Here is an 11,576-nt window from a genome sequence, read left to right as displayed (position 1 = left end):
CCGTCGCCTGTCGAACCCCGGCAAGAGTATCGCGATCGCGACCTCGCACCTCGCATTTCCGGTGCCGCGGTGCCGTCAGGCGGCGTCGGTGGGAGTGGCGGGGCTGGTGGCTCCGGTGCGGCGTTGTTCGGCTTCGGCGGCGCCGGCGGTACCGGCGGTGAGGGCGGGTTTCCGGACGGCACCGTCCAGGGTGTCGGCGGCGTGGGTGGCCAGGGCGGCCGCGGTGGCCAGAGTGGACTGCTGTACGGCGCTCCCGGCCTGGGTGGGGCTGGCGGTGACGGCGGAAATGCCTTCGTAGGCAATGCGTTGGCGGACGCGAGTTACGGGGGTCACGGCGGAGCCGGCGGGGACGGTGGGTCCACCGGGTTGTTCGGCAACGGCGCGGGCGGCGGCACGGGCGGCGCGGGAGGAATGGGTGGAAAGGGCCTCGTGGACGGTGGCACGGGCGGTGTCGGGGGCCTCGGTGGACAGGGCAGCCAAGGCGGATACCTCTACGGCAACGGCGGGCCGGGTGGCGGCGGCGGGATCGGCGGCGACGGGGGCCCCGGAAACACCAATGTCGGGTTTGCCGGGTCCGGCGGATTCGGCGGAGCCGGCGGTCAAGCCTTCCTGCTTGGCAATGGCGGCACCGGCGGCAGCGGCGGCGGGATCGGTGCCGGGCAGACCACCTTCGTTCCGGCGAATCAGCAGCCGGTCGGCGGCAACGGCGGCAACGGCGGCTGGGCCGGCCTGCTGTTCGGCATCGGCGGGAACGGCGGCAACGGTGGGTCCACCAGCGCCGGTGGCGTTCTGTTTGCCTCCGGCGGCAACGGCGGCAACGGCGGATTCGTCTACGGCTTCGGCGGTAATGGTGGCAACGGCGGGGCGGGCGGTCGACGAGGATTGCTGTTCGGGGAAAGCGGGCCGAACGGCGCCCCGTGACCGCGCCCTACTCGATGCCCGGCGCAGTGCAAATGGGCACTTTGCATATCTCTCGCTGAAAGCGATCGCCCGCAATCAGCCAAACCGCACATCGTTGGATCACGATTTGCGAATCGCGCGGCGCAACGCGGCAAACGCACTGTAAGAACTACGCCTTGTTCAGTAAGGTGACGGCGTGCACGAGGTGGTTGGTCGCGAAGGGTCGGCGCGCCTGGACGCGGCGAGCCGGCTGCGCCGCTACGAAGAAGCATTCGCGGAACTGGATGCGCCGTTCGCGTTCGTCGACCTCGACGCGATGTGGACCAATGCCGAGCAGTTGCTGTCGCGGGCCGGCGACAAGCCGATCCGGGTGGCCTCGAAGTCGGTGCGCTGCAGGCCGTTACAGCGCGAGATCCTCGACTCGAATGACCGATTCGACGGGCTGATGACGTTCACGCTGGCCGAGACGTTGTGGCTGGCCGGTCACGGCTTCGAAAACCTGTTACTTGCCTATCCGAGCACCGACCGGGCGGCGCTGCGCGAGTTGGGCGAACTCACGGCCGAGCGCCCCGATACGGCGCCCATCGTGATGGTCGACAGCGTCGAGCACCTAGATCTGATCGAAAGCGTGACCGCTAACCCGGTGCGGCTGTGCATCGATCTCGACGCCGGCTACTGGCCCGCCGGGGGTCGCGTGAAGATCGGACCTAGGCGTTCACCGCTGCACACCCCCGAGCAGGCGCGGGCCCTCGCGGAGGATATTGCGCGACGACCGAACCTCAAACTCGTCGCACTGATGTCCTACGAGGGCCACATCGCGGGCTTCGGCGATCGAGTCGCCGGCAAGCACGTCCAAAACGCCATCGTCGGCTGGATGCAGCGTCGGTCAATCGCGGAGTTGCGCGAACGACGCGCTCGCGCCGTCCAACTCGTCCGCGAAGTGGCGGACCTCAAGATCGTCAACGCGGGTGGCACAGGCGACCTGCAATTGGTGGCCCAGGAGCCGGCGATGACCGAGGCGACCGCGGGCTCCGGGTTCTATGCGCCAACGCTGTTCGACACCTACTCCTCGTTCACCCTGCAACCGGCGGCGATGTTCGCGCTGCCGATATGCCGCAGGCCAGACGAGAAAACGGTGACCGCGCTGGGCGGCGGTTACCTCGCGAGTGGGGTTGGCGCAAAGGACCGTATGCCGAGTCCCTACCTGCCGATCGGGTTGAACCTCAACCCGATAGAGGGCACCGGCGAGGTCCAAACACCGCTGACCGGCGCTGCCGCCACCCGACTGAAGATTGGCGACAAGGTTTATTTCCGTCACACGAAGTCCGGCGAGTTGTGTGAGCGTTTCGACCGCCTGTACTTGGTCCGCGGCGCCGAAATCGTGGCCACCGTGCCGACCTACCGGGGTGAGGGACGGACCTTCCTCTGATGCTGAAATCGTTGCGGGACAGTCGAACAGGTGTCGCTGACCCGGAATCTCAACCAGAGAATCACAATTCGCTAACAAGGGAGTTGGTGCGGTGACTCAAAGATGGAGCAACTGGGCGGGCGACCAGTTGTGTGCGCCGTCGTCGATTGTGCGGCCGACTTCGGAAGCCGAGCTGGCCGATGTGGTTGCGCAGGCAGCCAAGCGAGGGGAGCGGGTACGTGCCGTCGGCAGCGGTCATTCGTTCACCGACTGTGCCTGCACGGACGGCGTCATGCTCGATTTGACCGGCTTGCAGCGGATCGTCGGATCGGACCCCGAGAAGAACCTGGTGACGGTCGAGGGTGGTGCAAAGCTTCGCCAGCTGGGGCCCCAATTAGAGCGGCTCGGACTCGGGCTGGAGAATCAGGGCGACGTCGATCCCCAATCGATCACCGGCGCGACCTCCACCGCGACCCACGGAACGGGCCTGCGATTTACCAACCTATCGGCGAACATCGTCTCGCTGCGGTTGGTAACCGCCAGCGGTGAGGTGCTGAGCCTGTCCGAGGGCGACGACTACCTGGCGGCACGGGTCGCGGTCGGGGCCCTCGGAATCATTTCGCAGGTCACCCTCAGAGTGGCTCCGCTGTTCACGTTGCACCGCCGTGACGAGAAGCGCCCGCTAGCCGAAACCCTGGACCGCCTTGACGAATTGGTCGAGGGCAACGACCATTTCGAGTTCTTCGTCTTCCCCTACGCGGATACGGCCCTGACTCGCACCATGCGGCGCAGCGACGAGGAACCCAAACCGACACCGGAGTGGAAGCGCACCGTGGGTGAAGAGTTGGAAAACCGGGGGCTGAGCCTGGTCTGCCAGACCGGCCGCCGTTTCCCTCACCTGGCGCCGCGGCTGAACCGCTTCATGGCCGGCCAGATGTCGGACGGCGTCACCCAAGACCGCGCCTATCGGGTCTTTGCGACGCAACGCAACGTCAGGTTCACGGAGATGGAGTACGCGATACCGCGTGCGCACGGCCGTGAGGCGGTCCAGCGGGTCATCGAACTCGTGCGCCGTCGCAAGCTGCCGATCATGTTCCCGCTCGAGGTGCGTTTTTCAGCAGGGGACGACTCCTTCCTGTCGACGGCGAATGGGCGCGAAACCTGTTACATCGCCGTGCACCAATTCAACGGCATGGAGTTCGAAAACTACTTCCGGGCCGTCGAGGAAATCATGGACGACTACACCGGACGTCCGCACTGGGGCAAGCGCCACTACCAGAATGCGGCGACGCTGCGGGACCGTTATCCCGACTGGGACAAGTTCATCGCGGTCCGCGATCGACTCGATCCCAACCGGACGTTCCTCAACGACTACACCCGCCGGGTGTTCGGCAACTGAGCCAATGAGCCAACCCTAAAATTGCTGCGGCACAACCAAACAGCGACATTGTGCTGGCTCGGTCGGATTGACCGAAGACCCCCGCTGTAGGGACCAAAGTCACCATTCGCGGCCGTCAGGGATCGACTCGACCCCGATCGTGTCTTCCTCAACGACTACCCGCGGCGGGTTCTCGGCTGCTAGCACGGCGGGGACTGATGGCCCCATTTGCAGGGACGAAAGTCCTTGCTGGCCAGTATTTTACTGACAACGTTCGTCGCTCGTCGTAGGTTATGGTCGGGAGGACCCGATGGCCGAATTCATGCGCAACAGCGACACGTTCACTTGGGCGATGGAAAGCGATCCGCGACTACGGTCGACCGTGGTGAGTGTGATCGTGCTGGACCGGGCCCCGGACTGGGATGAGGTCCGCCGACGTTTCGATGCGATAAGTCGCAAGCTACCCATGTTCCGCGAGCGCGTGGTCGCATCTGTGCCGCCGGCACCGCCCCGCTGGGAGTATGACGCGGATTTCGACCTGGACTATCACCTGCGGCGAGTGAGCATCTCGGGATCCGGCACGCTCGCCGATGTGCTCGAGATGGCCCGGGTCGCCGCGATGCAGGATTTCGACCGGGCTCGGGCATTGTGGGAGACGACATTGGTCGACGGGTTGGAAAACGGTGCGGCGGCGTTGATCTGCAAATTCCACCATGCCCTGACCGACGGTGTGGGCGGCGTCCAGATCGCGATGAACCTCTTCGACCTCTCGGAAGACGTGCCCGAGCATGCGCCACTCCCGGACGAAGCGGAGGCGCCGCGGCCCGCCCGGTTCGGACAATATCGCGACACCTTGCGCTTCAACACTTCTCTGCTGACCGGCGGGGTGACGACCGCAGCCAAATGGGCGCCCCGACTCCTCTACGACGGTGTGCGTCGGCCCCTTGCCACGGTGCAATCGGCCGCGGCCCACGCGACATCGATCTATCGGACGGTCCGGCCCATCAACAGCACCGGCTCTCCGCTGACAAAGGAGCGCAGCTTGACCCGTCATCTCGACGTGTACGAGGTGTCGCGGCCACAACTGCGCGAAGCGGCCCATCGGTGCGGCGGTGCACTCAACGATGCATTCGTCGCGGCAGTGACCGGCGGCCTGCGGGTCTACCACGAAAAGCACGATGTTGAGGTTGGCGACCTCCATGTGTCGATGCCGATCAGTCTCCGGAAAGAAACCGACGACATGGGGGGAAACCAAATCACGCTGATGCGGTTCGACGTTCCCGCCGGGGAGGCCGACCCGGCACAACGGATCAAGGCCATACACCAGCGCGCGACCGCGGTGCGCCACGAAAAAACCTTGCCCTACACGCAGTTGATCGCGGGCATGCTCAACCTGATGCCACGGTGGTACATCGGCTCGGTCCTGCGGCACGTCGACTTCACGGCAAGCGACGTCCCCGGCATCCCGGTACCGGTTTTTCTCGGCGGCGCGCCGGTGCGCGCACAGTACGCGTTCGGTCCCACGATCGGCGCGGCGGTCAATATCACGTTGTTGACGTATGTCGACACCTGCTCATTGGGTATCAATGTCGACACCGCCGCGATCCCCGACTACGACGTCTTTCATGAGTGCATCGTCGCTGGATTTGACGAAGTTCTCGCCCTTGCAACCTAATTGGAGCCACGCGCGGCGCAATCGAACGGGTACCTCAGGCCGATACCGGGATGGTCACAGACCCATATCAATGTCTGCGACGGTCTGGCACCGCGGTCGATATGCACAAATCATTGCACGGTGCGGCGTTACGCCCGCACCGGCGAGATGCCGCAATCAGCAACGAGGATGTTCGCCTCAGTCGCTGGTGCGGATCGGTGGGTCGCTTATTGGGAGGTAGACACGGTATGACGTCCAATTGGGCTCCCGCACATCTGTCGTGGGGTCCAGACTCCGGCCGCATACTCGACACTGCACGGGGGATTCTCATGGGTGTCCGTCGTTGCCGCTCCGAGGCGGCCTTCGACGAACTACACACTGCCGCACAGCGACACCGAGTTCCGATATTCGCGATGGCATGGGCACTGGTCCACCTTGCCGGCGATGGTCGCGACTCGGCGCACTCACTTGTGGACGCTCAGTCGGCGGCTCGTCACGAGTGGGGTCACCTGTTCGCCGGATCCCCGGTGCCAACTGGTTAGACGCGGGGTGAGCGCGGCCGCGGTAATGGGGAAGTACCGCGGCCGCGCTGACTTCGTTCTGCGGCCACGTGTTGGCACATGGTCAGCGTGTCCAGGCCGGCGAGTCGGCGGCTGCGCGCAATGCCGCGACGATGCGCTGCTCCTTCTCGAGGAACCGCTCGGTTGGAGTTGGCACCGAGATCGCCACCACGTTGTCGCCGCTGATGCGCTTGGCAATCGCCGCCGCGGAGATGCCTTGCGTGTGTTCGTCCCGGTCGAAAGCGATTCCCGTGCGCCTGACCTCGGCGACCTCGTCGCGCAGCTTATCGGCTGTCTCGGCGTCGAACCGGGAAAGTGCCGCCTCGGCATCGGCGTCGTCCAGCGCGGCAAGCGCCGCCTTTCCGTTGGCCGTTGCGTCCAACGGGAATCGGACTCCGACGGCCGAAACCGCGCGAAGGCGGTGTGTCGATTCGATCTGGTCGATGAACAACATGCGGTGGCCGCGCAGTAGGGACAGGTCAACTGTTTCACCGTCGGTTGCGCGCGCTACCCGTTCGATGGTCGGTCGGAATATCGCCGAGATGTGCGCGCCGGTGGAGCTGCCGAATCCCAGCAAGCGCTCACCGAGCGAGAATCGGCCATGCGAGTCCGCACTGACCAACCCGACTTCGGTCAGGCCGACCATCAACCGACGCACGGTCGACTTGGCCAAACCCAGCCGCTCGCCGAGGTCGACGAGCCGCAAGGTTCCCGGTTCCGCGGCTATCTCGTCCAACGCGGCCGCGGCCCGACGCAGTACCTGTATCCCCTCGTCGCGATTGGTTGCTGAATGCCGTTCCGTTTGCCCCACGGTTCCACTATAGTGACCGCATCACGGACTTTAAAGATCCGGATTGTGGACCTAATAGGAGGTCTGGATGAGTGCGTTACCCGCCGGGCGCCACTACTTCCGTGGTGATGACGGTTACGAGGAGGCCCGTCGGGGGACAGTCTGGCACCAACGCGTGCCGACGCGATATCCCGAAGTGATCGTCCAGGCCACCGACGCCGACGACATCAAAGCGGCGCTGAGCTATGCCAAGGCCAACGGCCACCGGGTCAGCATCGTCTCGGGCGGACACAGTTTCGCCGCCAGCCATCTGCGCGACGGATCGGTCCTGCTCGACGTCAGTCGCCTCGATCACGCCGGCATCGACGCCGAAAAGGGTGTTGCCGTCGCCGGTCCCGGTAAGGGGGGCAGCCTGCTCATGGCCGACCTGGAGGCAGAAAACCTGTTCTTCCCAGGCGGCCACTGCAAAGGCGTCTGCCTCGGCGGCTACCTGCTGCAGGGCGGATACGGTTGGAACAGCCGCATTTACGGGCCGGCCGTGGAGAGCGTCATCGGCCTCGACGTGATCACCGCCGACGGCGAGCAGGTGCACTGCAGCGAGGATCAGCACCCCGACCTCTACTGGGCGGCGCGGGGCGCGGGGCCCGGGTTCTTCGGGGTCGTGACATCGTTCTACCTCAAGCTGTATCCCAAGCCGGCTGTTTGCGGCACCAGCGTGTACGTGTACCCGTTCGAGCTTGCCGACGAGGTATTCACCTGGGCCCGCGCGGTCGGCGCCGAGGTCGACCCCCGCGTCGAGCTGCAGGCCGTCGCGTCTCGCGGTGAACCGAACATGGGCATCGACGTCCCCGTCATCACGTTTGCCTCGCCCGCATTCGCCGACTCGGAAGCCGAGGCCGAACAGGCCCTCGCCCTTTTCGGCACCTGCCCGGTCGCTGATCAGGCGCTCGTCAAAATCCCTTACCTGCCAACCGATTTGCCTACCTGGTACGACGTGGCGATGAGCCACTACCTGTCGGACCACTATTACGCGGTGGACAACATGTGGACTTCGGCCTCCGCCGAGGACCTGCTGCCAGGCATCCACAACATCCTGGACACGATGCCCGGGCATCCGGCCCATTTCCTCTGGCTGAACTGGGGACCGGTACCTCCACGTCAAGACATGGCCTACAGCATCGAAGCCGACATCTATCTGGCGCTCTACGGTTCGTGGAAGGACCCGGCGGACGAGGCCAAGTACGGCGATTGGGCGCGGTCCAACATGGTGGCGATGTCCGACCTGGCCGTCGGAATCCAGCTTGCCGACGAGAACCTAGGGCAGCGTCCGGCACGGTTCGCCAGTGATGCGGCCATGGCCAAGCTGGATCGAGTACGCGGCGAATACGACCCCGATGGCCTGTTCAACAGCTGGATGGGACGACTCTGATGGCCAGCGACCTCTACCTCGGCTACCGCGGTGACGACGCGAACACACCGTGGGCCGACTACTTCAATGCCGAAATGGCGCCCCTGCCAAGGCATGTCGTCCAGGCTCTGGAGCATGGCCCGCAAGGAGAGATGGCGTTGTTGGCTTTCGAGGACGCCGCGAGCGTGGCCGACGACGGATACCAGCAGACCGAAAACGGGTACGGGGTTCTGCCCGATGGCGGCTACCAGGTATCCGTCCTGACCGACATGCCCGGCGTCACCCCGGCGATGTGGTCATGGTGGTTCGGCTGGCACGGCAGTGACACCCGCCGCTACAAGCTCTGGCATCCGCGAGCCCACCTTTCAGCCGCTTGGAAAGATGGTGACGACGGCGACCGCAAGGGTTCCCAACGCTACATTGGCCGTTGGTCGTTGATCAGCGAGTACATCGGCTCGTCGCTGCTCAACGGGGCGATTCAATTTGTTGCACCCGAGGAGATGGGTTGTCCACCCGACAGCGGCGAGGCCGTGTCGATCTGTGCCCGGTTGGGTGCCAGTGACGTCCCGGTGGATGTCGGATGGTTCATCCACCACGTCCGATCGACGAAGAACGGGTCGGAGATGCGTTCCCGGTTCTGGATGGGCGGTTCACATATCGCAGTTCGCAAGGCACCTGGTGTGGCGTCAAAGGCGGTGCGCCCCATCGCGGCACGGATATTGGGCGATTCGGCGACCAGCGGTCGGAATCTGATCGTGCACTGCGCGCAGGAGATGAATCATCTCGCCGGATTCCTACCGCAGCTCTACGAGGCTTTCGGCGACGAGTGACCCGTACCTGACCGCACTCGCTTTCTACTTCGCGAACGCCGGTGCGACAAAGTTCTCGACGAGCCGCCGTTCGACCTCGTCATCTTCGGTGGGCCAGTACATCAACGAAAGCACAGTTCGTACCACCCATTTCGCGGCGAGCGGATCTGCACCGTCTAGCCCGGCGAGATCGGTGGCGAAGTCGGCGAGCAACGGTGATTCTGCGAACCAGGCCACCTCGCGGGTACCGCCGCGGATCGCGGAGATGATGGTTTGGCCTAACGGGTCGGCGCGGATTTGCCGGAGCGACAACCGAATCGCGGCGACGACTCGCTCGCGTCCAGTCAAATTTTCCACGTCTGCGCGCACGGAGTCTGCGATGCGGGCGGCTGCCCTGGCGAGTACGACGTTGCGGATGTCCGCTTTGCCGCCGGCGTGGCGGTAGATGGTTGCTCGCGAGCAGTGGACCGCTTTGGCCAGCTTGTCGATATCGAGATTGTTGATGCCGTCGCGTGCGATGAGACTGGCGGCCGCCGCATAAATTCGTTCTGCGGCCGCGGCGCGACGATCACCCCCGACCAACCAATCGGCACCAGGCACGTGGCATGTCCTTCCTGGCCTTTTCGCAGCTTGAGACGGAATTGCCGGCATTCCACCCAATTCTCGCAGGTCAGAACTCCGGGATGAGACGGCGACCCGTTGGCCCGCCGGGCGGCGGTATCAACTTGACGCGATACCGTTGACCTCGAGATTGCGGCCAATCAACCTGGAAAAGTGATAGTCGCAAGTGATGCCCGCGCGCTCTTCAGCGCCGAGTGCATACAGGATCCGTACCCGCTCTATGAGCGCCTGCGCGACGCCGGTCCGGTCCACCGGATCGCGGACTCGGGCTTCTACGCGGTGTGTACCTGGGATGCGGTCAACGAAGCCATCAGTCGTCCCGAAGACTTCTCGTCGAATCTGACTGCGACGATGACCTACACGGCCGAGGGCACCGTGGTCCCGTTCGAGATGGATCCGCTTGGCGGGCCCACACATGTCCTGGCCACTGCCGACGACCCCGCCCACGCGGTACACCGAAAACTGCTGGTGCGTCACCTGGCGGCCAAGCGAATTCGCGACATCGAGCGATTCGCAGCCGCCACGGCGGACCGGCTGTGGACCGAAGGACTTCGCGACGGACAGATCGAATGGATGGGCGGAATGGCCAACCGCCTGCCGATGATGGTCGTCGCCCGCCTCATCGGCGTACCCGACTCCGACGCCGCACAACTCGTGAAATGGGGGTATGCGGCTACTCAACTGCTGGAAGGCCTGGTTAGCCAGGACCAACTGGCCGCCGCCGGCGTCGCTGTCATGGAACTCAGCGGCTACATCGCCGAGCACTTCGCCCGCGCCGCCACCGACCCGCAGGACAATCTGCTCGGCGAACTGGCCAACGCTTGCGCATCCGGGGTCCTGGACCCGGTGGCAGCTCAGGTCATGATGATCACGTTGTTTGCCGCCGGCGGCGAATCCACCGCGTCATTGTTGGGCAGCGCGGCATGGATACTCACTCACCGGCCCAGCATTCAGCGACGGCTGCGTGATCACCCGGAGTTGCTCGAGGTATTCATCGAGGAGACATTGCGCTACGAGCCCCCGTTCCGGGGGCACTACCGGCATGTGCTGAACGACACCACCCTGAGTGGCGTGGAGTTGCCCGCAGACTCACGACTGCTGCTGTTGTGGGGCGCGGCCAACCGAGACCCCGGCCACTTCGAGACCCCCGATGAGTTCCGACTGGATCGGGCTGCGAGCAAGGGACACATCGCTTTCGGGAAAGGCGCTCACTTCTGCATCGGTGCCGCACTGGCGCGCTTGGAGGCCCGCATCGTCCTGACGCTGCTGCTGGAGCGGACCCAGCTGATCGAGGCGGTCGATGTCGGGCCCTGGTTGGCCAGCCTGATGGTGCGGCGTCTGGAGCACCTCGAACTACGGGTCAGGTAGTTGAATTTTCAACTGGCACGACCGATTCCGTCCTGCCAACCAGCGGGTTCGACGCCAGCGGAAACCAGGTCAAGCCGGCGGATGCGGCACGCCCAGTACCACAAACGCCTCGACTGCGGTCGCCTGCTCGAAACCTTCGACCTCCACCCGCCATTCGTAAATCCCAGGATCCAGTGGAATCCCGCCAGGGATATTCAGCGTGAGGGGCATTCGAACCGAAGTGCCGTGAATAGCCCCCGGCAGACGGCCGGCCTCGGCCGCTGCCTCGAACAGAATCCGTTGCGGCCCTTGCGGTCCCATCACTACCACCGGTTCGCCATCGGTGGTGAGCAGTTGGCACGTCAACTTGTGCTGCTGATTCGTTTCGTCCCAGTCGATATCGAGAAACAGCACCAAAGCAAAAGGGGGCGTGGGTGTTTGACACTGGCGCCAGCCCAGGCCAAGCGCATGCACCTTGCCCGATGCGGCATCGGCTTGCGCCGCGTCCGCGAGAAACAGGCTGACTTTCATGCGGTCGCCGGCCGAGCCGTTGATTCGCCGGTCGACACCGCGAAGTGCGGTGTCGCGACTGCCACTCTCAGGAGCGTCACGAGATCCCCGTCCTGTTCCCAATCCGTATGCAATTGCCCGAATGGCGGGCCAAGCCAGTGCACCCGTCTGCTGGATAATACGCTCCGGCC

At 64.7% G+C, this 11,576-nt stretch carries 10 protein-coding genes and 2 pseudogenes; 9 read left to right on the top strand and 3 right to left on the bottom strand.

Going from position 1 to position 11,576, the window contains the following annotated elements; genetic code table 11:
- The 6 genes and pseudogenes from BST27_RS07430 to BST27_RS07410 form a co-directional block, all read left to right on the top strand.
- Nucleotides 1-921: pseudogene (locus tag BST27_RS07430) on the top strand (PE family protein); the annotation flags it as partial.
- A 175-nt stretch (nt 922-1,096) separates the two neighbouring features.
- On the top strand, nt 1,097-2,329 hold the full coding sequence (locus BST27_RS07425; RefSeq protein ID WP_069418446.1) for an amino acid deaminase/aldolase: 1,233 nt from the start codon (nt 1,097-1,099) through the stop codon (nt 2,327-2,329).
- 91 nt (nt 2,330-2,420) lie between these two features.
- Nucleotides 2,421-3,707 (top strand): D-arabinono-1,4-lactone oxidase, encoded by a 1,287-nt coding sequence (locus tag BST27_RS07420; protein ID WP_069418445.1) that lies wholly within the window; start codon nt 2,421-2,423, stop codon nt 3,705-3,707.
- A 105-nt stretch (nt 3,708-3,812) separates the two neighbouring features.
- A pseudogene (locus BST27_RS34970) lies at nt 3,813-3,890 on the top strand (hypothetical protein); the annotation flags it as partial.
- A 106-nt stretch (nt 3,891-3,996) separates the two neighbouring features.
- A complete protein-coding gene (locus BST27_RS07415) occupies nt 3,997-5,361 on the top strand; it encodes a wax ester/triacylglycerol synthase domain-containing protein (RefSeq protein ID WP_069418444.1) in 1,365 nt (454 codons plus the stop codon).
- Between the two features lie 227 nt (nt 5,362-5,588).
- Entirely contained in the window at nt 5,589-5,882 is a 294-nt protein-coding gene (locus BST27_RS07410) for an ANTAR domain-containing protein (RefSeq protein WP_079219871.1), read from the top strand.
- Between the two features lie 82 nt (nt 5,883-5,964).
- Here the strand turns inward: BST27_RS07410 and BST27_RS07405 are convergent, their stop codons facing one another.
- Complete coding sequence (locus BST27_RS07405) at nt 5,965-6,711, bottom strand: IclR family transcriptional regulator (RefSeq protein WP_069418443.1); 747 nt, start codon at nt 6,709-6,711, stop codon at nt 5,965-5,967.
- A gap of 67 nt (nt 6,712-6,778) precedes the next feature.
- On the opposite strand from BST27_RS07405, the gene BST27_RS07400 reads away from it, so the two are divergent.
- Nucleotides 6,779-8,119: an FAD-binding oxidoreductase gene (locus tag BST27_RS07400; RefSeq protein WP_069418442.1), complete on the top strand. Its 1,341-nt coding sequence runs from the start codon at nt 6,779-6,781 to the stop codon at nt 8,117-8,119.
- The gene (locus tag BST27_RS07395) at nt 8,119-8,928 is read left to right on the top strand and encodes a DAPG hydrolase family protein (protein WP_069418441.1); all 810 of its coding nucleotides are present in this window, start codon (nt 8,119-8,121) and stop codon (nt 8,926-8,928) included. Before BST27_RS07400 ends, BST27_RS07395 begins: the two co-directional genes overlap by 1 nt.
- A 24-nt stretch (nt 8,929-8,952) precedes the next feature.
- Here BST27_RS07395 and BST27_RS07390 read toward each other — a convergent pair whose 3' ends face one another.
- The gene (locus tag BST27_RS07390) at nt 8,953-9,507 is read right to left on the bottom strand and encodes a TetR/AcrR family transcriptional regulator (RefSeq protein ID WP_069418440.1); all 555 of its coding nucleotides are present in this window, start codon (nt 9,505-9,507) and stop codon (nt 8,953-8,955) included.
- A 174-nt stretch (nt 9,508-9,681) separates the two neighbouring features.
- Between BST27_RS07390 and BST27_RS07385 the strand changes: the two genes are divergently transcribed.
- Nucleotides 9,682-10,896 carry a cytochrome P450 gene (locus tag BST27_RS07385; RefSeq protein ID WP_069418439.1) on the top strand — a complete coding sequence of 405 codons (1,215 nt, stop codon included), beginning with the start codon at nt 9,682-9,684 and terminating at the stop codon, nt 10,894-10,896.
- 69 nt (nt 10,897-10,965) lie between these two features.
- On the opposite strand, the gene BST27_RS07380 is transcribed toward BST27_RS07385, so the two are convergent.
- Nucleotides 10,966-11,406 carry a DUF6941 family protein gene (locus tag BST27_RS07380; RefSeq protein ID WP_069418438.1) on the bottom strand — a complete coding sequence of 147 codons (441 nt, stop codon included), beginning with the start codon at nt 11,404-11,406 and terminating at the stop codon, nt 10,966-10,968.
- Between the last annotated feature and the right edge of the window lie 170 nt (nt 11,407-11,576).

The sequence above is a fragment of the Mycobacterium intermedium genome, from assembly GCF_002086275.1.
Lineage (GTDB): Bacteria > Actinomycetota > Actinomycetes > Mycobacteriales > Mycobacteriaceae > Mycobacterium > Mycobacterium intermedium.
This window is presented reverse-complemented; position numbering and strand designations above follow the sequence as displayed.